General features: G+C 74.0%; 26 protein-coding genes. 14 read left to right on the top strand and 12 right to left on the bottom strand.

The window, feature by feature from the left end:
- The first annotated feature begins 38 nt into the window (after positions 1-38).
- Positions 39-836: a hypothetical protein gene (locus D1J63_RS31080; protein WP_125633396.1), complete on the top strand. Its 798-nt coding sequence runs from the start codon at positions 39-41 to the stop codon at positions 834-836.
- Between the two features lie 53 nt (positions 837-889).
- On the opposite strand, the gene D1J63_RS31075 is transcribed toward D1J63_RS31080, so the two are convergent.
- Together D1J63_RS31075 and D1J63_RS31070 are read right to left on the bottom strand one after the other, a co-directional pair.
- On the bottom strand, positions 890-1,273 hold the full coding sequence (locus tag D1J63_RS31075) for a DUF3037 domain-containing protein (RefSeq protein ID WP_125633394.1): 384 nt from the start codon (positions 1,271-1,273) through the stop codon (positions 890-892).
- 14 nt (positions 1,274-1,287) lie between these two features.
- On the bottom strand, positions 1,288-2,034 hold the full coding sequence (locus tag D1J63_RS31070) for a HipA family kinase (RefSeq protein ID WP_125633392.1): 747 nt from the start codon (positions 2,032-2,034) through the stop codon (positions 1,288-1,290).
- A 215-nt stretch (positions 2,035-2,249) separates the two neighbouring features.
- Here D1J63_RS31070 and D1J63_RS31065 point away from each other — a divergent pair, with 215 nt between their 5' ends.
- Complete coding sequence (locus D1J63_RS31065; protein ID WP_102930746.1) at positions 2,250-2,747, top strand: Rieske (2Fe-2S) protein; 498 nt, start codon at positions 2,250-2,252, stop codon at positions 2,745-2,747.
- Positions 2,744-3,211, top strand: a complete 468-nt coding sequence (locus tag D1J63_RS31060; protein WP_164418649.1) for a pyridoxamine 5'-phosphate oxidase family protein — start codon at positions 2,744-2,746, stop codon at positions 3,209-3,211. The genes D1J63_RS31065 and D1J63_RS31060 overlap by 4 nt, the downstream gene beginning before the upstream one ends.
- 29 nt (positions 3,212-3,240) lie before the next feature.
- Here D1J63_RS31060 and D1J63_RS31055 read toward each other — a convergent pair whose 3' ends face one another.
- Positions 3,241-4,152, bottom strand: a complete 912-nt coding sequence (locus D1J63_RS31055; RefSeq protein ID WP_125633390.1) for a LysR family transcriptional regulator — start codon at positions 4,150-4,152, stop codon at positions 3,241-3,243.
- 74 nt (positions 4,153-4,226) lie between these two features.
- Here D1J63_RS31055 and D1J63_RS31050 point away from each other — a divergent pair, with 74 nt between their 5' ends.
- Positions 4,227-5,234 carry a DMT family transporter gene (locus D1J63_RS31050; RefSeq protein WP_125633388.1) on the top strand — a complete coding sequence of 336 codons (1,008 nt, stop codon included), beginning with the start codon at positions 4,227-4,229 and terminating at the stop codon, positions 5,232-5,234.
- Positions 5,235-5,247: 13 nt separating this feature from the next.
- Here the strand turns inward: D1J63_RS31050 and D1J63_RS31045 are convergent, their stop codons facing one another.
- Positions 5,248-6,585: an aminotransferase class I/II-fold pyridoxal phosphate-dependent enzyme gene (locus D1J63_RS31045; protein WP_125633386.1), complete on the bottom strand. Its 1,338-nt coding sequence runs from the start codon at positions 6,583-6,585 to the stop codon at positions 5,248-5,250.
- 35 nt (positions 6,586-6,620) lie between these two features.
- Between D1J63_RS31045 and D1J63_RS31040 the strand changes: the two genes are divergently transcribed.
- Entirely contained in the window at positions 6,621-7,307 is a 687-nt protein-coding gene (locus D1J63_RS31040) for a pyridoxamine 5'-phosphate oxidase family protein (protein ID WP_125633384.1), read from the top strand.
- A 43-nt stretch (positions 7,308-7,350) separates the two neighbouring features.
- Here the strand turns inward: D1J63_RS31040 and D1J63_RS31035 are convergent, their stop codons facing one another.
- The 3 genes from D1J63_RS31035 to D1J63_RS31025 all read right to left on the bottom strand — a co-directional run bounded on the left by D1J63_RS31035 (position 7,351) and on the right by D1J63_RS31025 (position 10,403).
- Positions 7,351-8,310, bottom strand: coding sequence for an EamA family transporter (locus D1J63_RS31035; protein ID WP_125633382.1), 960 nt, complete (start codon positions 8,308-8,310; stop codon positions 7,351-7,353).
- A 187-nt stretch (positions 8,311-8,497) separates the two neighbouring features.
- On the bottom strand, positions 8,498-9,502 hold the full coding sequence (locus D1J63_RS31030) for an EamA family transporter (protein ID WP_125633380.1): 1,005 nt from the start codon (positions 9,500-9,502) through the stop codon (positions 8,498-8,500).
- A gap of 361 nt (positions 9,503-9,863) precedes the next feature.
- On the bottom strand, positions 9,864-10,403 hold the full coding sequence (locus D1J63_RS31025) for a Clp protease N-terminal domain-containing protein (RefSeq protein ID WP_125633378.1): 540 nt from the start codon (positions 10,401-10,403) through the stop codon (positions 9,864-9,866).
- Between the two features lie 220 nt (positions 10,404-10,623).
- On the opposite strand from D1J63_RS31025, the gene D1J63_RS31020 reads away from it, so the two are divergent.
- Positions 10,624-10,791, top strand: coding sequence for a hypothetical protein (locus tag D1J63_RS31020; RefSeq protein WP_003977461.1), 168 nt, complete (start codon positions 10,624-10,626; stop codon positions 10,789-10,791).
- Between the two features lie 105 nt (positions 10,792-10,896).
- On the opposite strand, the gene D1J63_RS31015 is transcribed toward D1J63_RS31020, so the two are convergent.
- From D1J63_RS31015 to D1J63_RS31005, 3 genes are all read right to left on the bottom strand, one after another.
- Positions 10,897-11,562 (bottom strand): PadR family transcriptional regulator, encoded by a 666-nt coding sequence (locus D1J63_RS31015; RefSeq protein ID WP_125633376.1) that lies wholly within the window; start codon positions 11,560-11,562, stop codon positions 10,897-10,899.
- 134 nt (positions 11,563-11,696) lie between these two features.
- Positions 11,697-12,380, bottom strand: coding sequence for an ABC transporter ATP-binding protein (locus D1J63_RS31010; RefSeq protein WP_125633374.1), 684 nt, complete (start codon positions 12,378-12,380; stop codon positions 11,697-11,699).
- Complete coding sequence (locus D1J63_RS31005) at positions 12,377-13,465, bottom strand: ABC transporter permease (RefSeq protein WP_125633372.1); 1,089 nt, start codon at positions 13,463-13,465, stop codon at positions 12,377-12,379. The genes D1J63_RS31010 and D1J63_RS31005 overlap by 4 nt, the downstream gene beginning before the upstream one ends.
- 173 nt (positions 13,466-13,638) lie before the next feature.
- On the opposite strand from D1J63_RS31005, the gene D1J63_RS31000 reads away from it, so the two are divergent.
- The 3 genes from D1J63_RS31000 (at position 13,639) to D1J63_RS30990 (ending at position 16,390) form a co-directional block, all read left to right on the top strand.
- The gene (locus tag D1J63_RS31000; RefSeq protein WP_125633370.1) at positions 13,639-14,853 is read left to right on the top strand and encodes a sensor histidine kinase; all 1,215 of its coding nucleotides are present in this window, start codon (positions 13,639-13,641) and stop codon (positions 14,851-14,853) included.
- Positions 14,850-15,485 (top strand): response regulator transcription factor, encoded by a 636-nt coding sequence (locus D1J63_RS30995; RefSeq protein WP_061445872.1) that lies wholly within the window; start codon positions 14,850-14,852, stop codon positions 15,483-15,485. The genes D1J63_RS31000 and D1J63_RS30995 overlap by 4 nt, the downstream gene beginning before the upstream one ends.
- Before the next feature lie 95 nt (positions 15,486-15,580).
- Positions 15,581-16,390, top strand: coding sequence for a PhzF family phenazine biosynthesis protein (locus D1J63_RS30990; RefSeq protein ID WP_125633368.1), 810 nt, complete (start codon positions 15,581-15,583; stop codon positions 16,388-16,390).
- A 24-nt stretch (positions 16,391-16,414) separates the two neighbouring features.
- On the opposite strand, the gene D1J63_RS30985 is transcribed toward D1J63_RS30990, so the two are convergent.
- Positions 16,415-17,242 carry a type II CAAX endopeptidase family protein gene (locus D1J63_RS30985; RefSeq protein WP_102928899.1) on the bottom strand — a complete coding sequence of 276 codons (828 nt, stop codon included), beginning with the start codon at positions 17,240-17,242 and terminating at the stop codon, positions 16,415-16,417.
- 105 nt (positions 17,243-17,347) lie between these two features.
- Positions 17,348-18,865: a glutamate-cysteine ligase family protein gene (locus tag D1J63_RS30980; RefSeq protein WP_125633366.1), complete on the bottom strand. Its 1,518-nt coding sequence runs from the start codon at positions 18,863-18,865 to the stop codon at positions 17,348-17,350.
- A 558-nt stretch (positions 18,866-19,423) separates the two neighbouring features.
- Here D1J63_RS30980 and D1J63_RS30975 point away from each other — a divergent pair.
- From D1J63_RS30975 to modA, 5 genes are all read left to right on the top strand, one after another.
- Positions 19,424-20,008, top strand: coding sequence for a hypothetical protein (locus tag D1J63_RS30975; protein WP_164713052.1), 585 nt, complete (start codon positions 19,424-19,426; stop codon positions 20,006-20,008).
- Positions 20,009-20,358: 350 nt separating this feature from the next.
- Positions 20,359-20,562 carry a DUF5999 family protein gene (locus D1J63_RS30970; protein ID WP_125633362.1) on the top strand — a complete coding sequence of 68 codons (204 nt, stop codon included), beginning with the start codon at positions 20,359-20,361 and terminating at the stop codon, positions 20,560-20,562.
- Positions 20,563-20,804: 242 nt separating this feature from the next.
- The gene (locus D1J63_RS30965; protein WP_125633360.1) at positions 20,805-21,869 is read left to right on the top strand and encodes a LacI family DNA-binding transcriptional regulator; all 1,065 of its coding nucleotides are present in this window, start codon (positions 20,805-20,807) and stop codon (positions 21,867-21,869) included.
- A gap of 158 nt (positions 21,870-22,027) precedes the next feature.
- The gene (locus D1J63_RS30960; RefSeq protein WP_102928904.1) at positions 22,028-22,423 is read left to right on the top strand and encodes a helix-turn-helix transcriptional regulator; all 396 of its coding nucleotides are present in this window, start codon (positions 22,028-22,030) and stop codon (positions 22,421-22,423) included.
- A 239-nt stretch (positions 22,424-22,662) separates the two neighbouring features.
- On the top strand, positions 22,663-23,496 hold the full coding sequence (modA, locus tag D1J63_RS30955) for a molybdate ABC transporter substrate-binding protein (RefSeq protein ID WP_125633358.1): 834 nt from the start codon (positions 22,663-22,665) through the stop codon (positions 23,494-23,496).
- Positions 23,497-23,498: the final 2 nt, after the last annotated feature.

Raw genomic sequence — 23,498 nt, 5'->3', positions numbered from 1 at the left:
CGAAGCGCGAGCCACTCGTGGCCGGAAAGGAGGCGTCCATGCGCCGTCGTACCGGTGCAGCAGGCATAGCCGTCGCGATCGCCGCGATCGTGCCGCTGGCCGACCCCGCACCCGCCCAGGACCTCTACTCGAGCCTGGAACAGGACTGCCGGAGCTCCACCTACCAGGAAGCGGTACCGATCGGGCTGAACGAGGATCCGGGCAACCCGGACCCGCTGTGCCCGGACGCGCTGTACGAAGACCCGTCCGGCGATGCGTCGTGGGACGAAGGCACGCTCGACGACGGCACGTTCGACGACGGCCGACTCGACGGGGGCGGAGTCGACGACGGGCGGCTGGACGGGGGTCTGCCCGAGGGAGGCGGATCGGGCCAGGTCCGGCCGGAAGGGAACGGCCCCGACGGAGGCGGCCTCGATCCCGGTCGGCCGGGAGACGGCCGACTCGACGAGGGCCGCACCGACCAGAACCAGGACCAGAACCGGCCCGGGACGTCACACTCCACTGGCTTGGGCTCGTTCGACCAGGGCGGCATCCGTGAGATCCGGGACGGTGACGGCGGCGCGGGCGGCGGTGCCGCGCATCCGCGCGGGGACCAGCTCCCGACGATCTCCGCCACCTCGCTGCCGCGTCCGGCCCCCACGACGCCGGCCCCGGTCGTCACCACGCCCGCGCCCGTGGCCTCCCCCGCCGTGACGCCGACGCTCGGCACCCAGGGCGGCCTGGGCGGCGCCTCGGGCACCGGTCCCAGCGACTGGGACATCGGCATCGGCCTGAGCTTCGTGACCGCCGCCGCGCTCGCGACGGGCTGGGTGGTCCGGCGCCGTCGGCGCGCCTGACCGTCCGGCGGGCCGGTCCGCGGGAGGGACCCGGTGCTCGTCGGCGCCGCGGCCTACCGCACCAGCAGGTCGAGGAGCCGTTCCGTCTCGGCGGCCGGGTCGGTGGTGAGGCCGGTGTGGACGGGGCCCGGCTGGACGATGGTCGAGCGGGGCGCGATCAGCCAGCGGAACCGGCGGCCGGGATCGTCCCCGGCCGCCTGTCCCGCCGCGTCCCCTCCGGCGCACACCCCCTCCACGGCACGCAGCGCCGCCCGCACCCCGGGCAGGTCCGCCCGCGGGTCCAGGGCCCGCAGCCGGCCCTCGTCGAGGTGGGTGCGGGCACCGACGTAGGACCTGGCCCGGCAGTAGACGAGTACGCCGGCGTTGACGCACTCCCCGCGTTCGACGCGGGGCACGACGCGCAGCAGCGCGTACTCGAAGACGTGGCGGTCGCTCACCGCTCCCCCTTGGCTCACTTGACGCGTTCGTGGATCGTGGCGGCCCGCGCGAGCAGTGGCGCGGCGTAGGCCCTGCGCAGGTCGTCGGGGGTGGCGAAGCCGGGTTCGTCACGCAGCCAGACGTCCGGGATCTCGGCGGTGACCTCGGCGAGGAGTTCCTCGGTGACCAGCGGTGCGAGCGCGGCGGCGGCCGAGCGGACGTCCGGCGCGAAGCGGGCGAGGGCGTGGTCGGCGGCGTCGTAGGGGCGGGCGGCGGAGGCCTCGGCGCCGGGCCAGTTGTGGTGCCAGATCATGGTGGCGCCGTGGTCGATCAGCCATGTCTCGCCGTGCAGGCGCAGCAGGTTGGGGTTGCGCCAGGAACGGTCGACGTTGTTGACCAGTGCGTCGAACCAGACGATCCGGCCGGCCTCCTCGGCGCTCACCTCGAAGGCGAGCGGGTCGAACCCGAGCGCCCCGGAGAGGAACTCCATGCCGAGGTTGGTGCCGCCGCTCGACTTGAGCAGTTCCTGCACCTGCGGGTCGGGTTCGCCGAGACCGAGCACCGGATCGACGTCGACCGTCACCAGCCGTGGCACCCGGAAGCCCAGCCGGCGGGCGAGTTCGCCGCAGACCACCTCGGCGACGAGCGTCTTGCGGCCCTGTCCCGCGCCGGTGAACTTCAGGACGTAGGTCCCGAGGTCGTCCCCCTCGACGAGTCCCGGCAGCGAGCCGCCCTCACGCAACGGCGTGATGTAGCGGGTCGCGATGACTTCCTTGAGCATCGCCCCAGGCTACCGGCGTGACGCGGGTGCGCGGTGCGTGGCCGGTACGTGGCCGGTGCCCGGCGGGTGCGCGGCCGACAGCGAATCGACAGCCGTGTTTTACGCCCGTCAGACCGCCGGCGCGACAGCATCTCGGCACGGTCTGAACAGCACGTGCCACGGGGCCGTACCTCTCGGCAGATCATCACGCCCCCACCCCGGAAGGGAACCCCAGCATGACCAGCGCACCGTTTCATCCCGCAGCGGGACCGGCCCGTCGTACCGTCGTGGCGGCGGCCGGAGCGGCGGGGCTCACCGCCGTGCTGGCCGCCTGCTCGGGCTCGGACGACGACGCTTCGAGCGACACGGGCACCGCCCCCTCCGGTTCCGCCTCCCAGGAGGCGGGCAGCGGCGGTTCGGGCGGCGGCGAGAACGCGGGGGCGGGGCCGGCGCTCGCGGCGACCGCCGACATCCCCGAGGGCGGCGGGAAGGTGTTCCCCGACCAGAAGGTGGTGGTCACCCAGCCCGCGGCGGGCGAGTTCAAGGCGTTCTCCGCCACCTGCACCCATCAGGGCTGCGCCGTGAAGAGCGTGTCCGACGGGGTCATCAACTGCCCCTGCCACAACAGCAACTTCTCGATCACCGACGGCAGTGTGCAGGGCGGTCCCGCGCCCAAGCCGCTGCCCGCCGTACAGATCACGGTCAGCGGGGACTCGATCCGGCTGGCCGGATGACCGTGACGCAGCGCCGGGGGCGCCGGATCATGATGACGCCCGGCGAGCTGGAGGCGTTCCTCACCACCCAGCGCACCTGCCGGGTCGCCACCGTCTCGGCCGGCGGGGCCCCGCACGTGAGCACGCTCTGGTTCGTCTGGGACGGCTCGTCGATGTGGCTGTACTCGGTGGTGCGCAGCCGGCGCTGGACGGACCTGCGGCGCGATCCGCGGGTGGCGATCGTCGTCGACACCGGCGAGGAGTACGACGAGTTGCGGGGCGTGGAGCTGTCCGGCCGGGCGGAGTTCGTGGGCGAGGCGCCGCGCACCGGCGAGCTGTGCGCGGAACTCGACTTCCCCGAGACGCTGTTCGCCCGCAAGAACTTCGGCCTGCAGGAGATGCCGCACGACGGCCGGCACGCCTGGCTGCGGCTGACGCCGGAGAAGGTCGTCTCCTGGGACTTCCGCAAGCTGGCGTCTCCGTAGGCGCACCCGCCCGGAGGTGCGGGGTCCGGCTACGCCGCCTGTCCGACCTCCCGCGCCGTCGCCCGCAGCGCGTCCACCGCCGCCCGGATCGACGGGCGGCGGTCGGCGTCGGCGCGCCAGACGACGTACACGTGCCGGCGCACCCGCTGCTTCAGCGGCACGGTGACGACCTCCGCGGGCATCGGGTGGCGGCCGAGCAGCGGGGCGATGCACACGCCGAGCCCCGCGGCGACCAGCCCGAGCTGGGTGTGGGTCTCGGCGGCGCGGTGACCGACGATCGGCTCGATGCCCTTCGAGCGCAGCGTGAACATCAGCCACTCGTGGCAGAACTCGCCCTCGCCCCACGTGATCCACTCGTCCTCGGCGAACTCGGCGAGGTCCACCTCGTCCCGGCCCGCGAGCCGGTGGCCCACCGGCATGGCGACGTCGGCGGGGTCGTCGAGGAGGGGCGCCTTGACCAGGCCGTCGGGCAGCGGGATCGGCTTGTTGTACCAGTCGAGCACGACGGCGAGGTCCAGGTCCCCGCGCACCACGCCGCTGATGCCGCGCTCCGGCTCCAGTTCCGAGGAGCGCAGGCGCAGCGCGGGGTGCTCGGCGCGCAGGGTGGCCAGCGCTGCGGGGAAGAGTCCGCGGGCGGCCGTGGGGAACGCCGACAGCCGCAGCTCGCCCGCCACCTGCCCGCGCTGCGCCTCCAGGTCCGCCTGGGCCAGCTCGACCTGGGAGAGGATGCGGGCCGCGTGCTCGGCCAGCAGCCGGCCGGCGTCCGTGAGGCGAACGCCGCGCCCGTTCTTGGCGAGGAGCCGCTGACCGGCTTCGCGCTCCAGCTTGGCCATCTGCTGGGAGACGGCCGAGGTGGTGATGTGCAGGCCGGCGGCGGCGCCGCTGACCGAACCGTGCCGGGCCAGGGCGTCGAGGGTCCGCAGGCGCTCCAGGTTCAACATGTAAGCGATACTACGAGATATTCGGTGCGAAATCTCGATTGTGCTACGAGGACGGTTGACTCATCGTTGGCTGCATGAGCAGCAGCGTCCCGGCCTCCGCCTCCTCCGCCGCCGTCCCCTCCACGCCCCGCCGCGTCGTCGACTGGCGGCTGCGCTTCGGGCTCCTCTCCCTCGTGTGGGGCTTCAGCTTCCTCTTCATGAAGGTGGGCACCGAGAGTTTCGCCCCGTTCCAGGTGACGCTCGGGCGGCTGGCGTTCGGTACGGCGGTGGTCGCGGCGGCGATGGCGGTGAAGCGGGAGCGGCTTCCGCGCGGGGCGTGGACGTGGGTGCATCTGGCGGTCGCCGGGTTCCTGCTCAACGCGCTGCCGTTCTCCCTGTTCGCCTTCTCCGAGCTGACGATCCCGTCGTCGCTCGCGGGCATCTGCAACGCGACCTCACCGCTGTGGGGCATGGCCCTGTCGCTGGTCGCGCTGTCCGAGGACCGGCCGACGCGCCGCCGGGTGGCCGGTCTCGGCATCGGCTTCCTCGGCGTCCTGACGGTGCTGGGCGTCTGGCAGGGCTTCCACGGCCTCGACGTCACGGGCACGGCGCTGGCCCTGCTGGCCTCCCTCAGCTACCCCGTCGGCTGGATCTACGTCCGCCGCACCCTGGCCGGCTCCAGCCACTCCCACCTCTCGCTGACCGGCGCCCAGCTGGGTCTGGCCACGGTGCAACTGGCCGTCGTGACACCGCTGTTCACCTCGGTGCCGAGCAGCTTCCCGGTGCTCCCGCTGCTGGCGGTGGCTGCCCTCGGTGTGCTCGGCACCGGCGTCGCCTTCCTCATCCAGTACGACCTGGTCGCCGAGGTCGGCCCGACGACGGCCCAGATGGTCACCTACTTCACCCCGGTCATCGCCACGGCCGCGGGCGTCGTGCTCCTCGGCGAGTCGCTGTCCTGGTCGACCCCGGTCGGCGCGGCGATCGTCCTCGCCGGCGCGGCACTGACCCAGTCCCGGCCCAGGACCGACCGGGGCAAGGCAGCGCCCGCACCCGCACCCGCGCCTCGGGACTCCGCGCCGGCACGGCAGGGGACGCGGGTCTGAGGGTCGGGGCCGCTCAGACGTAGCTCCGCGGCGGCCCCGACCCCGGCCCCACCGCCGCCGCGACCGCCGCCGCCAACGGCCCGAAGTCGTCCTCCCCCAGCGTCGAGACGGTGATCCTGATGCCGGGCGGGGCGCTCAGCCGGAAGCGGGCGCCGGGGGCCACCGCCCAGCCGGCGTGCAGCAGCCGGGCGACGGCGCCGGTCTCGTCCGGCACCGGGATCCACACGTTCATGCCGCTGCGCCCGTACCCGGTGACCCCCTGTTCCGCGAGGGCGCCGAGGAGCGCGTCCCGGCGTCGCCCGTACACTCCCGCGACCGCGCGGGCGTCCACCGCGCCGTCCGTCCACAGCCGGGCGACGGCTCGCTGGGTGATGCGGCTGACCCAGCCGGGGCCGAGCCGCTGCCGCCCCCGGACCCGGTCAAGGGTGACGGGGTCGCCGGTGAGCACGGCGAGCCGCAGGTCGGGGCCGCAGGCCTTGGCGGCGGAGCGGACGAAGGCCCAGCCGCTGGTCGTACCGGCGAGGGGGTGCAGCGGCAGGTCGACGATGCCGTGGCCGTGGTCGTCCTCGATGAGCAGGGTCCCGGGGTGCTCGCGCAGCACGGACCGCAGGGCACGCGCGCGTGCCGCGTCCACCGCCGCGCCCGTCGGGTTGTGCGCGCGGTCCGTGACCACCAGGGCGCGGGCGCCGGCCGCGAGGACCCGGCGTACGTCCTCGGGCAACGGTCCCCGGTCGTCGACGCCGAAGGGAACCGTGCGCAGCCCGAGCGCGGGTACCAGGTCGAGGAGGCTGCCCCAGCCCGGGTCCTCGACGGCGACGGCGTCCCCGGGCTTGAGATGGGCGGCGAGAACCCGCTCCATCGCGTCCAGCGAGCCGGACGTCACCGCCACGGGCCCGTCCGGCACTCCGTCGGCGTCCAGTTCGGTCCGGGCGACGCGGGCCAGCTCCGGATCGACGGGCTCGTGCCCGTACAGCACCGGTTCGCGGTCGCCCTGCTCCGCCGCCGCGGCGAACACCGGGCCGAGCGCGGGCAGCAGCGCCGGGTCCGGGTTGCCGTCGGAGACGTCGCGCACGCCCTCGGGCACGTCGACGCGCACGAAGTCCCGTCCGGTGGTGGCCGGCTTCGCGCGCACCCGGCTGCCCCGTCGCCCGGCCGTCTCGATGACCCCGCGCTCGCGCAAGGTGCGGTAGGCGGCGGCGACCGTGTTCGGATTCACGCCCAGCCGCTGCGCCAACTCCCGCATCGGCGGCAGGGGTTGCCCCGGCTCCAGCTCTCCCGACCCCACCGCGCGCTCGACGCTCGCGGAAATCTCCGCTGCGCCGCGCCCTGTGATCCGATATTCTCCTAGCACAAAGCCAATTATGCACTAGTGCAATGGAGAACGCCATGCAGGGGACCACGGGGACGCCGTCGCGGCCCACCGGCACCTACCCGCCCACCGACCGCACTGTCCCCACCCGCGCCCCCGAGCGGGCCGGGTACGACAAGGAGCTGGTGCACTCGATACTCGACGAGGGCTACGTCTGCCATCTCGGCTTCGTCCGCGACGGCGCCCCGGTGGTCCTGCCGACCCTGTACGGACGGGTGGGCGAGCGGCTCTACGTGCACGGCTCGACGGGCTCGCGCCCACTGCGGATGACGGGTGCGGCGGACCCGGGGCTGCCGGTGTGCCTGACGGTGACGCACGTGGACGCGCTGGTGCTGGCCCGCTCGGCCTTCCACCACTCGATCAACTACCGGTCGGTGGTGGTGCACGGCACGGCGTACGAGGTGACGGACCCCGAGGAGCGGCGCACGGCCCTGGACGCCCTGGTCGACCACGTCGTCCCGGGCCGCTCCCGCGACTCCCGCCCGGCCAGCAAGAAGGAGCTGGCCGCCACCGCCGTGATCCGCCTCGACCTGAACGAGGTCTCCGCCAAGCTCCGCACCGGCGGGGTGAACGACGAACCGGAGGACCTCGCCCTCCCGCACTGGGCCGGCCTCGTCCCGTTGCGCAAGGGGTACGAGGCCCCGGTCGCCGACCCGGCCCTGGACCCCGCCACCGCGCTGCCGGACTATCTGCCGGCCCGCTGACCCCGCGCCCGCGGTGGGCGCGGGGTCCCTCACCGGCCCGCCGTCAGGCCGGCGTCGGTCGCGTCCGCGACTGCCGTGCCTCCCGCGCCGCCCGGGTCTCCGCCACCGCGAGACCGGCGACCGAGCCGAGCATCAGCAGGGTGCCGGCCAGGGTCGCCGCCGTGAGGTGCTCGCCGAGCAGCAGGACGGCGAGCGCCGCCGCGCTGACCGGTTCGAGGAGCATGATCACCGAGACGGTCGCGGACCGCACGACGGCCGCGCCGGCGAAGTAGAGCCCGTAGGCGAGGGCGGTCGGGACGGCCGCGACGTAGGCGAGGAGCCACAGGAGCCGGACCGGTTCGGCGGTGTGCGGCACCAGGCCCTCGGCCAGGGCGAGCGGCAGCAGGCACAGGCTCGTGACGGCGAACGCCCCGACGGACGTACTGGCGGCGTCCGCCCCGCCGTCCCTCCCCCAGCGGCGGGTGAGCAGCGTCATCACCGAGTATCCGGCGGCGGACAGCAGGGCGAGGAGCACGCCCGGCAGTCGTACGGTCGCACTCCCGCCGCCGAGGACGAGCACCGCGAGCCCGGCGAGGGCGCCGACGACGGCCGCGGCGCCGCCGAGCCCCAGGTGTTCACCGAGGGCCAGGCGCGCACCGAGGGCGATCAGCACGGGCCCCGCGCCGAGGGTGACGACCGTGGCCACGGCGAGCCCGGTGGACTGCACGGCGGCGAAGTAGGCGGTCTGGAACACAGCGAGTCCGAGCCCGGTGACGACGGCCCGCAACGCCTTGCGCCGGAAGGGTTCACGGACGGCCGGGCGCACCCGCGGGCGCAGCGGACGGGCGGCGAGGAGCAGGACGAGCCCCACCGCGCAGCGCCAGAACGACAGGGCGACGGGGCCCATGTCACTGGCGCGGTAGACCAGCGAGGCGGCGGCACCGGCGGTGCCCCAGGCGACACCGGCGACGATCAGATAGAGGAGGCCACGCCCGACGGGCAGGCCGGAGACGGCATTCGACACGAGTTCTCTCCGCAGACGCGCACGAGGCGCGGAAGTTCGAGGCGGCCCGGAATCACCGGGGCGCGGGGACTCTCGTCCGCGGGCAGCACCGTCCGGCCCGGCGACCGTGCGCCGGGCTCGTCACAGGGGCCCGCCTCAGGCGGCCGGAGGCGGGAGGACGAGTGCGTCGGAATGCATGATCGGCAGCCTATGTCGCCGTTCCGCGGCGCGACAACTCCCGCTCGGGTCCCCCGCCGGCCACCGGGGCCGCCGAGCCCTTCGAGGGGGTCGAGGACTGGGCGATGAGGGCACCGGCCAGCACCACGACGCCGCCGACGATCTGCGGGGCGGAGAGGTGCTCGCCGAGCAGCACCCAGGCCAGGACGGTCGCGATGACCGCTTCGAGGCAGGCCACGACCCCGGCGACCTGCGGCGACAGCCGACGCACGGCGACGATTCCGGTGACGTAGGCGAGCACCGTGGCGATGAGCACGATCCAGGCCAGCAGCAGGGCCGCGGCGACGGAGGTGCCGTCCATGGAGGCGGTGCCGGCGAGGACGGACCAGTCCATCGACCAGGGCCGGGCGACGAAAGTGAGCACCGCGGCCCCGACGAGCAGGCCGTAGGCGATGACGCCGAGCGGGTCGGGCGCCTCGTCGCCGGCGTCGCTGCCCTGGTCGGACAGGACGAAGTAGCCGACCTGGCAGCAGGCGGCGCCGAGCGCGAGCAGCAGTCCGAGGGCGTCGAAGCCCAGTCCCGACCAGACCTCGACCACGCAGGCGAGCCCGCCGACCGCCAGGACCACGCCGAGCGCGGCGGCCCGTGTGACCGGCCGTCGCTGCACGAACCGCACCCAGCCGAGGACCAGGGCGGGGGCCAGGTACTCGACGAGCAGCGCGACGCCGACGGGGATGCGGGAGATGGCGGCGAAGTAGCAGGCCTGCACACCGGCCACGGCGAGCAGCCCGTACCCGGCGACCAGTGCCGGACGGCGGCGCGGCAGTGAGCGGTGCCGCACGGCGAGCGGCAGCATCACCAGGGCCGCGCCGGCCACCCGCAGCCAGACCACGTGGAGCGGATCGAGTCCGGCCTCGATCAGCGGTTTGGCCGCGACCCCGGAACCGCCGAAGGCGACGGCGGAGGCGAGTGCCAGGCCGAGTCCGGTGCCCTTGCCGCGGTTGCCGCGGGCGCTGTCAGACGTATGCACCGGCACATGATGACAGGGGTCGACATGACCGTCACCCCCAATGACACCTGTCTCACCGACTGGACGGGCGGCAGAGCACCCGCCAGGGGGCAAGCGGAACCCGAGACGGCCTGGGGGGCGTCGCGAGCATCGGCGCGGGCCGCCCGGTCCGGGGAGCGGGCACCGGCAGCGACGCGCATGACTCCCGGGGGGGCGCGAGCAGCGGCGCGGACCCGATCCGTGGGACCGTCGCGGGCAGCAACGCGGCACCGGCTCAGGGAGCCGTCGCGAGCCGTCGCCGGCGGCGCGGGCCGGCTCAGGGAGCCGTCGCCGACAGCGACCCGGGACCGCCCCGGAGAGCGGTCACCGGAAGCGGCACGGTGTCTGCTCAGGGGGTCGGCTCGAAGTGGTTCTCCACCCGGGCGAGCACGGCGTGCGGCTCGACGGCGGCGCGGGCCAGCACCTCGGCGGCGCGCGTGTGCGGGTCCGAGACCAGGGCGGCGAGCAGATCCGGGCCACCGGCGCGGGCCGCCCCGCGCCGGACCGCGCGGGCGCACGCGTGCTCCATGGCCGCCGCGGCCGGCGGGGAGAACCCGGCGGCGCCGGTCATGACGGGTACGGCGCCGGAGTCCTCGACGGTGCTCTGCCAGCGCAGGCCGTAGCCGATGCTGCGCTGCACCAGGTACCCGAGGACGCGGGCTACCCGGGCCCCGTCCCCGAGGAGCGCCCGGGCCTCGGCGTCGCACTCCAGCAGCGAGTGCAGCAGATGGGCGGTGTCGATCTGCCGGTCCCCGTCCCGCACCGCCCGGCGGCGGGCACCGGAGACCGCCGAGGCCAGTTCCGCGCTGAACCGGTCGTCGAGGTCGGTGCCGTCCGGCCACCGGCCGCCTTGCTCGCCGGCCGACTGCCGGGGGATACGGGGTTGCACGCCTCCCAGCACACCAGTCCCTCGGGGCCCGGTCATCCCCGAGGGGAAGCATTTCGTCGTCCCACGGGGAGTGGACCCGCCCGGACGGAATCTCCTCCTTGGGGATGAGATCAGGTCGTTTTGGCCGTCCCGGCGCGCGCCGCGTTGCCATACGCCCCCCGGGGCAACCCAAACGGCGCCTCGTGGGTCGAACAGGGACATGAGGAGCAGGTGCTGGCTGGTGGCACTGCCCGCCGTGGACGGCAGGCAGTACGTGTACCGGGTGGACGCCCCGGCGGAGGCGCTGCTCGCCGACCTGTTCTGGGAGGCGTGGCACTGCCACGACGAGAGCGCCTTCCCGCGCGCGTGGGACGTCTTCGACGCGGCGGTGATAAGGCGGGTGGACTGAACGGCCCCGCGGCCGGTCCACCTCGAACGCCTCCCGGACACCGCACCGCGCACACGAAGGGGCCCCGCGGACGGAATCCGCGGGGCCCCTTCGTCCGGTCCGGCGTCAGTCCTCGTCGGCGAGGATCAGGTACAGCTTCTTGCGGGCGTCGCCGATGACGGCGAGCGCCTTCTCCCGCTGCTCCTTGCTGCCGGTCTTCCAGACCTGGCCGAAGGCCTCCATCAGCCCGAAACCGGCCTGGCGGATGTCGTTGAGAGCCTCCCAGTCGACACCCCGCGAGGCCTCTTCCCAGGGCGCCTCCGGGCCTTCCTCGGCCGCGGTGCGGCCCGCCTCGGTGAGTGCGAAGAGCTTCTTGCCGCCCTCGCTCTCACTGGCGATCAGCCCCTCGTCCTCCAGCAGCTGGAGGGTGGGGTACACCGAACCGGGGCTGGGCTTCCACGCCCCGCCGCTGCGCTCGGCGATCTCCTGGATCATCTCGTAGCCGTGCATCGGCCGGTCCTTCAGGAGGGCCAGGATCGACGCCCGTACGTCGCCTCGCCGTGCCCTTCCCCTGGGTCCGCCGCGTCCTCGGCCGCCCCAGGGGCCCCCGTGACCGAAGCCCGGTCCGAAGGGACCGCCGGGGCCGCCGCCGGGACCACCCGGCCCGAAGGGGCCGAACGCCGCACGCCGGCCGTCGAAGCCGCCGCGGCCGAAGGCCCCGAAGGGACCGCCCTCTCCACGGCCGTGCCCACCGTGTCCGCCGTGGCCGCGCTCGTATCCGTGGCTGTGCATCGCCATCACTCCATTCAGTCGTTGATCTGTCGCGATGCCTCAACGATATATCGTAACGTATCGCACGGCAAGCCCCGTCGAATATCTCCGTTCCTCGTCGGCGAAACCGGGCCGCCCCGCCCGCGCCCGCCGCGTCAGCGGGCCGACGCCGACTCGCGCAGCCGGCCGTCGTGGACCTCGGCGATCCGGTCGACGGCCGTGAGGTGGGTGCGGTCGTGGGTGACCAGCACGGTGGCGCTCGCCCGCTGGTGGGTGAGGCGGGTGATCAGGTCGATGACGGCGGCGCCGCGCTCGTGGTCGAGGGCGCTGGTGGGCTCGTCGACCAGGAGGACGGTGGGGTCGTTCATCAGGGCGCGTGCGAGCGCGACGCGCTGTCGCTGGCCGCCGGAGAGCTGGTGGGGACGGCGGCCCGCCTGGCCGGCCAGCCCGACGGCGTCGAGGAGCTCCATCGCCCGGCCCCTGGCGGTACGGGCCCTGCGGCCGTCGATCTGCGCCATGACCTGCAGCTGTTCGACGGCGGTGAGGGACGGCAGCAGGTTGGGCTGCTGGAAGACGATGCCGATCCTGTCCCGGCGCAGTGCGGTCAGCTCGCCGCGGCTGAGGCCGGTGGTGGGGATGCCGTCGACGGTGACGGTCCCGGCGTCGGGGGTGATGAGGGTGGCGGCGACGGCCAGCAGGCTGGACTTGCCGGATCCGGAGGGGCCGACCACGGCGGTCATGCTGCCCCTGGGGACCTCCAGGCCGACGCGGTCGAGCGCGGTCAGGCGGTCCTCGCCGTCGGCGTAGGTGAGGGTGACGTCGGTCAGGTTCAGGCTCATCGGGCGCTCCCCAGGGCGGTCAGCGGGTCGACGGAGGTGATCCGGCGGATGGACAGGGCGGCCCCGAGGGCGCCGAGGAGGACCATCACGGCGGCCGGGAACAGGACGGTGGCGGGGGTGAGCAGGAACGGCACGGCCGAGCCCGCGACGAGCGCCCCCAGGGCGGCGGCGACGCCGGTACCGAGCGCGGTGCCGCCGACCAGCAGGACGAGGGCCTGACCGAGGGCGTCCTTGAGCAGGCCGGCCGTCGAGGCACCGAGCGCCTTGAGGACGGCGACGTCACCGCTGCGCTGGATCGTCCACACGGTGAAGAAGGCGCCGATGACGAGGGCGGAGATGGCGAACAGGAAGCCGCGCATCAGTTGCAGGGAGCCGTTCTCCGAGGTGTACGAGCCGATCGCGGCCAGGGAGTCGTCGGTGGCGACGGTCCTGGTCCCGGCCCGCTCGTCGAGGGCCGTCACGTCGGCCTCCGAGGTGGTGCTCAGGGCGATCACGGTGGCGGTGGGCCCGTCCGCGCCGGCGGCGGGAGGCGCGGCCTTCCGCCACACGTCCAGGCTGGTCCAGACGACCGGGGTGTGGCTGAAGAAGGCGTCTCCCGACACGGCGGCCACCCTCATCCGCTGCCCGGCCAGGTCGAAGGAGTCGCCGGTCCGCACCCCGAGGTCGTCGGCGGCCGAGGCGGACAGCACCGCCGCGCGGTCGTCGATGCGCGCGCCCTCGGGGGCCAGCCGGGAGCCGGGCCGCACACCGAAGGCGGAGACACCGCCGCTGCGGTCGCCCGCGGTGGCCTTGGTGGTGGTGATGCCCAGCGGCTCGGCGCGCTCGACGCCGGGGGCCTCGGACCACTGCCGCCACTGCCGCTCGGTGACCGTAGAGTCGGCGTACGACGGGTCGCCGCCGCCGCGGGGCGCCTGGAAGGCGATCCGGTCGGCGGGCAGTCCCGTGATCGCGGAGGTGTTCTGCCGGCCGAGGCCCGCCGTCAGTCCGGACAGCAGGCCCACCAGCAGGGTGATCAGCACGATGACGGTCCCCATCAGGGCGAAGCGCCCCTTGGCGAACTTGAGGTCTCTCCAGGCGACGAACACGGTCTGGGCCTGTCCTTTCCGGCGGTGGAAGCAGTAGGCCCCCACCGTCGCCGCCCGCCCCCCGCCCGCGCGTCCGGCGCAGGACGGCACTTCAGGGGCCGGAAGGCGGCACGCGGGTTGTAACTTTCGACGGAGGCCGCCGGGCGCCCGCCTTTCGTAGCCTGGGACGCACTGTGAACGTTTCCGCCCCCGCCCTGACCCCGACCACCCGCGCCCTGGCCTGGTGCCTGCACCTGCTGGTGGTCGGTCTGCTCGTCCTGGTCGCCGCCCGGGCCGTGACGGACGGCCGGTCCCATGCTGGGGCGATCGCCGCCGTGGCGGCGGCGTGCGGCCTGGTGTACGCGGCCGGGCCGGTGCTGCCCCGCGTCCGTCTCGTCCGGCGGGCAGCCGCCTGGTGGCTGGCCGCCGTGGGTGCCGTATGGCTGGTGCTGCTGGCGCTGTCCCCCGAGGCGGTGTGGGTGGCGTTCCCGCTCTACTTCCTCCAGCTCCACCTGCTGTCGCGCCGGGCGGGCTTGGCCGCCGTGAGCCTCACCGCCGTGGCGGCCGTCGCCGGGTACGCCGCCCACACCGGCTCCTTCGGCCCGGCCATGGTGATCGGTCCCACGCTCGGCGCCGCCGTCGCCGTCGCGGTGGTGTGGGGATACCAGGCCCTGTACCGCGAGAGCGAGCAGCGCAGGCGGCTGATCGAGGAGCTCACCGCCACCCGCGCCGACCTGGCCCGCGCCCAGCACACCGCCGGGGTGCTCGCCGAGCGCGAGCGGCTGGCCCGCGAGATCCACGACACCCTCGCCCAGGGCCTGTCCAGCATCCAGTTGCTGCTGCGCGCCGCCGAGCGCGCCCTGCCCGGGCGGCCGGACGCCGCCGCCGGACATGTCGTGGCGGCCCGGCAGGCCGCCGTGGACAACCTCGCCGAGGCCCGCCGCTTCGTCGCCGCCCTGACCCCGCCCACCCTGGAGGGCACGACCCTGGCCGGCGCCCTGGAGCGCCTGTGTGCCACGACGTCCGCCCGGCACCGGATCACCGCCCGCTTCCACCTCACCGGCGCCCCGGTCCCGCTGCCGACCGCCCACGAGGTCGCCCTGCTGCGCATCGCCCAGTCGGCCCTCGCCAACACGGTCCGCCACGCCGACGCCGGCACGGCCGAGATCACCCTCAGCCACCTCGGCGACCAGGTCGCCCTCGACGTCGTCGACGACGGCGTCGGTTTCGATCCGGACGAGCTGCCCCCTGCCGACCCCGAGGCGGGCGGCTTCGGCCTGGCCGCCATGCGCGCCCGCCTGGACGCCCTCGGCGGCACCCTGACCATCGAGTCCGCGCCCGGCCACGGCACCGCCCTGGCCGCCCGGCTCCCTCTCCCGCCGCCCACCGAACCCGAGGCCCGCCCGTGACCGACACCCCCATCCGCCTGCTCCTGGCCGACGACCACCCCGTGGTGCGGGCCGGCCTGCGCGCCGTGCTGGAGACCGAACCGGGCATCGTGGTGGTGGCCGAGGCCGCCACCGCCGAGGAGGCCGTCGCACGTGCCGCGGGCGGCGACATCGACGTCGTGCTCATGGACCTCCAGTTCGGCAAGGGCATGAACGGCGCCGAGGCCACCGCCGCCATCGCCGCCCGCACCGGGGCGCCGCGCGTGCTGATCGTCACGACGTACGACTCGGACGCCGACACCCTGCCCGCCATCGAAGCGGGCGCGACCGGCTATCTCCTCAAGGACGCTCCGCCCGAGGACCTGGCCGACGCCGTGCGCACGGCCGCCGCCGGACGCACCGCCCTCGCCCCCGCCGTCGCCGACCGGCTCATGAACCGGCTGCGGACCCCCGGCACCACGCTGACCCGGCGCGAGACCGAGGTCCTGGCGCTCGTGGCCGGCGGACTGTCCAACCAGGCCATCGGGCACCGGCTCCACCTCACCGAGGGCACCGTCAAGTCCCATCTGGCCCGCATCTACGCCAAGCTCGACGTCGACTCGCGCACCGCCGCCGTGGCCACCGCGACGTCCCTCGGGCTGATCCGCCGCTGACCCATCGCGGGCACCCCGCGGACCGCCGCCGAAAACGGTCCGGCGGAGCCGAATTGGCCTTGGTACGCCGCTCCGGACGGTCCTAGCGTCGGGGCATGCGCATCCGAATCGTCGACGCCTTCACCGACCGGCCCTTCGCCGGCAACCCCGCCGGAGTCCTGCTCCTCGACGCCTTCCCCGACGACGACCGGCTCCAGCGGGTCGCCCTCGAGGTCAACCACTCCGAGACGGCGTTCGCCCACCGGCTGCCCGCGGGCGGCGAGGCCGACTGGGCCCTGCGCTGGTTCACGCCGGCCACCGAGGTCGCGATGTGCGGCCACGCCACGCTCGCCACGGCCCACGTCCTGCACACCACCGGCGCCCACTCGGGACCGGTGCGGTTCGCCACCCGCAGCGGTGTCCTGACCGCGGCACCCCGCGAGGACGGCTCGATCACCCTGGACTTCCCGACCGCGCCGCTCACCCCGGTCGAGGCCCCGGCGGGCGTCGGCGCGGCCCTGGGCACCGAACCGCTCACCGTCCTGGACACCGGGCCGAACATCGGCGACCTGCTGGTCGAGGTCGCCGACGAGAGGACGGTCCGCGCTCTGGCGCCGGACCTCGTGGCACTGGCCGCCCACTCCGAGCGCGGTGTCATCGCGACCGCGCTCGCGGAGGATCCCGCCCGTGGCTACGACTACGTCTCCCGCTGCTTCTTCCCCAACGTCGGCATCGACGAGGACCCGGTCACCGGCAGCGCCCACACGGCACTGGCCCCCTTCTGGTCCGAGCGTCTGGGCCGCCCGCACCTCACCGGGCTCCAGGCCTCCGCCCGCTCCGGCCGGGTGCGCACGGAACTGCGCGGCGGGCGCACGCTGCTGAGCGGGCACGCGGTGACGGTCGTCGACGGCGAGCTGCTGGCCTGACCGCGCCCGGGCGGGCGCCGGCGCTCAGGCCGTCGGCAGCCAGTCCACCTTCCCGGCGAGCAGCCCGTAACCGACGAAGGCCCCGATGTCGAGCAGCGCGTGCGCCACCACCAGCGGACCCACACGTCCCCAGCGGCGGTACAGATAGACGAACACGACGCCCATCACCATGTTGCCGACGAATCCGCCGATCCCCTGGTAGAGGTGGTACGACCCGCGCAGTACCGAACTGGCCGCCAGCGAGGCACCCGCGCCCCAGCCGAGCTGGTCGAGCCGGCGCAGCAGGTAGCCGACGACGATGACCTCCTCCAGGACGGAGTTCTGCACCGCCGAGAGGATCAGGACGGGGTACTTCCACCACACGTCGGGCAGGGCCTCGGGCACCACGGTGAGGTTGAAGCCGAGGCCGCGCGCGGCGAGGTAGAAGGCGATGCCGGTGCTGCCGATGACGGCGGCGACGGCGGCTCCGCGGCCCAGGTCGGGCCACGGGCGGGTGCGGTCGAAGCCGAGGGTGCGCAGACTGCGCCCCTCACGCAGCAGGAAGTGCGCGACGAGGGCGACCGGGACCAGTGCCGTGGTGATCCCGAAGAGCTGCCAGGCCAGGTCGAGCCAGGGACGTCCGGGCGCCGCCGAGGCGTTGAGCGTGGCCGCCTGGTCCTTGAGTCCGCCGGGCCGGGTGACCGAGCCGATGAAGCTGATGAGGGCGGATACGCCGCTCGCGCCGAGCGAGAGCGCGAGGACGAGCAGCGTCTCGTCCCGCAGGATCCGCCGCGAGAGCGGCTCGCCGTTCCATGACTGCTCGTCGAGTCGCTTGTGAGGGAACGCATCGTCCACCGGGCCCGCCTCCGCCATGCGCACCTGCCTCCAGCTGGGACGTCACAGCTTGCCCGATCAGTATGGGGCGGCGCGCGGCGGGGGCGGGCCCGGCGGCGGTCGGCTCAGCGGCACCGGCGACGGTCAGCTCAGCGGCACCGGCTCCGGCAGTCCCACCGGCCACAGGTGCACGGGTTCGCCCTCGCGCATCAGCTCGACGTAGCGGCGGGTCGTGGCGGCGAGCGCGGCCTCCCGGGACAGGCCCGCCTCCAGCGCCCGGTGGAACGTGGCCGCCTGCCAGGAGGCGCCGTTGACCCGGCGCCGGCACCGCTCGTCGATCACGCCGAGGTAGAAGTCCCGGTCGGCGGGCTCCACCCCCCACGCGTCGAGGCCCGCCTCGGCGAGCGGCAACAGCTCGTCGCGTACGAGGACGGCGGCGTCGACCTCGGTGATGCCGCCGAGGCGACCGCGCCGGGGCCACTCGAAGCGGGCATCGATGCCGTGCCGGCACGCGGCCTCGAAGTTGGCGGCGGCGGCCTCGAACGGCAGCCGGGTCCACACCGGCCGGGGCTCCTCGGCGAGCGCGCGGACGACCCCGTAGTAGAAGGCCGCGTTGGCGATGACGTCGGTGACGGTGGGGCCCGCGGGCAGGACCCGGTTCTCGACGCGCAGGTGGGGGACGCCGTCCGCGATGTCGTAGACGGGGCGGTTCCAGCGGTAGACGGTGCCGTTGTGCAGGACGAGTTCGGAGAGCGAGGGCACCCCGCCCGCGTCGAGGACGTCGAGCGGGTCCTCGTCGTCGCAGATCGGCAGGAGCGCCGGGAAGTAGCGCCGGTTCTCCTCGAAGAGGTCGTACGCCGAGGTCACCCACCGCTCCCCGAACCAGGTGCGCGGCCGCACGCCCTGGGCCTGGAGTTCGGGCGGGCGGGTGTCGGTGGACTGCTGGAACAGCGGGGGCCGCGACTCGCGCCACAGTTCGCGGCCGAAGAGGAAGGGCGCGTTGGCGCCGAGGGCGATCTGCGCGGCGGTGACGGCCTGGGCCGCGTTCCACACGTCCGCGAAGCGGTCCGGGGTGACCTGGAGGTGCAGTTGCACGGACGTGCAGGCGGCCTCGGGGGCGATGGACTTCGAGGTGCAGGTCAGACGCTCGACGCCCTCGATGTCGAGGGTGAAGTCCTCCCCGCGGGCGGCCACGATCTGTTCGTTGAGCAGCGCGTAGCGGTCGACGGCGGAGAGATTGGACGAGACCAGGTCGTCCCGGTCCAGCGTCGGCAGAATACCGATCATCGCGATTCCCGCGTCGACCTCGCCGGCCTTGCGGTCCGCATATGCCAAAGAGGTGCGGATCTCCTCCGCGAGCCGGTCGAATACCCGGCCACCCAGGCGGTGCGGGGCTATGTTGACCTCCAGGTTGAACATGGCCAGTTCGGTCTGGAAGTCGCGGCTCGCGATGCGCTCGAGGACTTGCGCATTCAACATTTTCGGCATCCCGTCGGCACCGACGAGATTCAATTCGATCTCCAGCCCCATCAGGTTCTTGGGACGGTCGAACCGCTTCTCCGCCAGAAGTCGCTCCAGGCCCGTCAGGCACCGCTGGAGCTTCTCGCGGTAGCGCTGGCGATCGGACAGGTCGAACTGACCTGCCACGACCTTCTCCCCCATGGAAGAGTCCCTTCTCGGAGCGATGCGTGGAAGATCCGGCTGCCGGTGTCCGGCCGCCGGTCAGGTGGGATGATGCCCAGCCGAAGCGATCGATAACGTCCCCGTAGCGGCCCGGCAGCCGCTACGCTGTGCCGATGTGACCGCTGGCACATTCGTCGGGCATGGCACGTGGAGCAGTTTCCCGGGCCGGCAACTCGTGAAAAACGCCGACGACAATTGGCCGACCGCTCGGTGAACATTCCCCGAGGTCACCGCCTTACACCCGGTCCGGAATCCGGAGGATTCCCACAAATCGACGGCCGAGTTCAACCTTGTACGTCTTACCGGAATCGGGTAGCCGAAACACAGTCTGAACACATGTCGTATAAACTCCGCGGACAGGCAGCGGACCGGCTCCCAGGGCCGAAGGATCCTGCCGTCGAGCTGATGCGCGGCAGACCTGTCCCACTTCTCGTTTCCCGGACCCGGCCCCTGCCTCTCCCAGCCCCGTGAGCCGACAGTGTCGTCCGCCCGCTCCGCCCTCGCGCCACCGTGCCTTCGAATGAGAGGCGACCCATCATGTCCCTGCGTGTTCCCCAGGCCCCCGCGCCCGCCCTGCGCTCCGTCCTCACCGCCCTCTCCTCGCCCACCGCGGTCCGCGAGGCCCGGACCCCCGCCCTGCTCGGCGCCCAGGGACCCGCCACACCGGAACTTCCGCTGCCCGTGCACGTCCTCGACCGGGTCACGGCGGAGGGCGTGCCGGCGACGCGACTGACCGGATGGCGGTTCCACATCCGGTGCGCGGACCTGGTGGTGGCGGCCGCGGAGACGATGCTGACCGCCGACGGCTGGGCCTTCTCGCACTTCTTCGAGGGCCCCTACGTCGCCTCGACCGAGCGCGCGTTGCGGCAGGCCGAGTCGCTGCCCCAGCCGTACCAGCCGCGCCTGCTGTCGGTTCCCGAGCTGTACATGCTCACGCTGTGGCTGCACGGCGACTGTGCCGCGCACGCGGCCACCGGGCATCCCGCGGCCACCGACCTGCTGGTGCCGCTGGCGCCGGCGCCGCCCGGGATCGCGGCCCATCTGCCGCACCGGGTCGCCGAACTGCTGCCGGTCCTCACGCACCGGATGACGCCGACCCGGCTGCTGGGGTCTCCCGCCTGATCCGGCCCGGCGCCCGGCCGGCACGCCGCCTCGTCCCGGTCGCCGGCGCGCCGGCCGGCCCCTGTCCACCCGCTCCACCCACCACCCGCGCGGACTAGTCCCGATCGGCCATGCCGAACCATCCGAAAGGACAGTGCAGTTGGGCTGAACCGTCCGCGCGGGTGACGCGTCCTCAACCTGTGAGAAGCGGTGCCGCGAAATACCTGCGGATCGACGCCCAGGGGGCAACACTGGGTCCGGACCGACTCGAACAACGGGGGGCGGCCATGAACGAGGCTTCACGCCGCGGTACAGACAAGTCAGCAGAGTCAGCGAACTCACCCGTCATCACAGACCGAGAGACCCCACCCATGTGCCAGCACCAGCCACCGTGCCCGTCAGCCGTGTCCGCCGACCGGGAGTCCGCCCGTCTCGTGGCGCACCACCCGGAGCAGGGGTGGAGCCTGCTGTGCAACGGTGTCGTCCTCTTCGAGGACACCGGTGAGCTACTGCCGGACGGTCAGGTCGTCGCCCCGCACCGCCCCGTCGGCGCGGGTCTGACGACCGCCGCCTGACCTCGGGCCGGGCCGTGTGACGCCACGAGACGCCACCGCGCCCGGCACCTCACGGGGCCGGCCCGCAGCCACGGCTGCGCACCGGCCCTCACGTGTGTCCGGGACCGGTCACTCCCCGTGGGCCGCCCGCGTCGGCACGGTGACGGCCCGGGTCTCCACGGCCGGTACGCCTTCCCCGGAGCGCCGGGTTTCCGGAAGACTCCGGGGAAGGTTCGTGGTCGGTGTCGGTGGAGGTGCGGGAAGTGGCGGTGGACGGGGCCCGGGCGGGGACATCTTCCGGCGGCCGGGGCAGGGTCACGATTACGGACATCGCCCGCCGCGCGGGTGTCTCGGTGCCGACCGTGTCCCGGGTCGTGAACGGCCGGTCGGACGTCTCTCCCGGGACCAGGGCGCGGGTGGAGGAACTGCTGCGCCGGCACGGGTACCGCAAGCGCGCCGCCGCGCCCGGCCGCCGGGCGGCCCTGCTCGACCTGGTCTTCAACGACCTGGACAGCCCCTGGGCCGTGGAGATCATCCGGGGCGTCGAGGAGGTGGCCCACGCGGCCGGGGCCGGCACCGTGGTCTCCGCGGTCCACGGACGCTCGGGCGGCGCCCGCCAGTGGATGCGCAATCTGCGGGCGCGGGCCTCGGACGGCGTCGTCCTCGTCACCTCGGCCCTGGACCCCGTGCTCCACCAGGAGTTGCGGGTCCTCGGCGTGCCCCTGGTCGTGGTCGACCCGGCGGGCTCCCCCGCCCTGGACGTGCCCACCGTCGGCGCGGCCAACCACGCGGGTGGCAGGGCGGCCACGGAACACCTGCTGGCGCTGGGGCATCGCCGGATCGGCCTGATCGCCGGGCCGCCGCGGCTGCTGTGCTCGCGGGCCCGTCGCGACGGCTACCGCGCCGCTCTGCGGGGCGCCGGCCTCGCCGTGGACGGCTCCCTCGTCGTCCCCGGCGACTTCCGCCACGAGTCCGGCTTCGCGGCCTGCGACGCCCTGCTCGGCGTGCCCGAACCGCCGACGGCCGTCTTCGCGGCCAGCGACCAGATGGCGCTCGGCGCGATCGAGGCGCTGCGCAGGCGTGGTCTGCGGGTGCCGCAGGACGTGAGTGTCGTCGGCTTCGACGACCTTCCGGAGGTCCGCTGGTCGGCGCCGCCGCTGACGACCGTGCGCCAGCCGCTCGCCGAGATGGGCAGGGTGGCCGCCCGCACGGTGCTCCGCCCGGCCCGCGACGAACGGCCGGACCCGCCACGGGTCGAACTGGGCACGGAGCTGATCGTCCGCTCCAGCACGGCGCCCCCGCCCCGTCGCGCGGCACGGTGCGATTGATCCCGCCCGCGATCTCCCCCCGGCTCCACGGCCGCCCCAGGACCGACGGCCCTCGGGGTCCTCACCTCGTGCGCGCCCTCCCCTGGCTCCATATCGCGTTGTACCCAACGGCCAGCCCCGCGGCCACCGTCGCCCTCCCGCGGCCTATGGTGACCGGCATGCAGTCCTACACGATCGGCCAGGCGGCGCGGCTGCTCGGCGTCAGTCCGGACACCGCGCGCCGCTGGGCCGACGCGGGCCGGATCACCACCCGTCGCGACGAGGGCGGGCGGCGCGTCGTCGACGGGCGCGACCTGGCCGCGTTCTCGGTCGAGCTCGCCCGCTCCGACGGCGCCGACGAGGAGACCCCGCACACCTCGGTCCGCAACGCGTTCCCCGGGATCGTCACCGCGATCAAGCTCGGCGACGTCGCGGCCCAGGTCGAGATCCAGGCCGGTCCGCACCGGCTCGTCTCCCTGCTGACCAGGGAGGCGGTGGAGGAACTCGGCCTGGAGGTCGGCGTGGAGGCCACGGCCCGGGTGAAGTCGACGAATGTCCATGTCGACAGAACCTGACCGCCCGACACCGCCTCAGCCACCTGAGCAACCCGAGCAACCGTGCGAACGCACATGCCAGGCTTTCTCTCCACCGAGCTTGCTCATGCGATGCGACAGGAGACTTACACCTGGCAGATGCGGAAGTATGATCGGCGCAATGGGGGTCGCCCACGCTCGGTAGCCGCACGTCCGGTCGCCGCACGCCCGGTCGCCGAGCCCGTCGGCCCCCGCCCGGAGACGCCGAGGGAGTACCCGTGATGACCCGTTCCGTGCGCAGGACGCGCCGCATCCGCCGTACCGCGCGGATGGGCGGTGCGGGAGCCGCCGCGCTGCTGGCCCTGAGCGCCTGCTCGTCGTCCTCGGACCCGGGTACGGACTCCGACTCCGCCGGCGGCTCGTCGTCCTCGGCGAAGGTGTCCGGCCAGGTCACCGTGTTCGCGGCGGCCTCGCTCAAGGAGAGCTTCACGACGCTCGGCGAGACCTTCGAGAAGCAGCACCCGGGCACCGAGGTCACGTTCAACTTCGCCGGCAGCGACACCCTCGCCGCCAGCATCACCAGCGGCGCACCGGCGGACGTGTTCGCCTCCGCCAGCCCGAAGACGATGGCGACCGTCACGGACGCCGGGGCCGCGGCCGGCACCCCGGTCACCTTCGTGCGCAACCAGCTGGAGATCGCCACGCTGCCCGGCAACCCCGACCGCGTCTCCTCCCTGAAGGACCTCACCGGATCCGGCCTCAAGGTCGTGCTGTGCGACAAGACGGTGCCGTGCGGTGCCGCGGCCCGGAAGGCGCTGGACGCCAGTGGCCTCGAGCTCACCCCGGTCTCGTACGAGCAGGACGTCAAGGCCGCCCTCACCAAGGTCGAGCTGAAGGAGGCCGACGCCGCCGTCGTCTACAAGACGGATGTGAAGGCGGCCGGTGACAAGGTGACGGGCGTGGACTTCCCGGAGTCGGCCGAGGCGGTCAACGACTACCCGATCACCCTCCTCAAGAACGCCCCGAACACCGACGCGGCCAAGGCGTTCATCGAGCTGGTGAAATCCGCCGAGGGACAGCGGGTGCTCACCGGGGCCGGGTTCCGCACGCCGTGAGC

Source organism: Streptomyces sp. KPB2 (genome assembly GCF_003950055.1).
In the GTDB taxonomy this organism is placed as follows: Bacteria; Actinomycetota; Actinomycetes; order Streptomycetales; family Streptomycetaceae; genus Streptomyces; species Streptomyces salinarius.
Note: the sequence above shows the minus strand (reverse complement) of the source record. Positions and strands in the feature narration are given on the sequence as shown.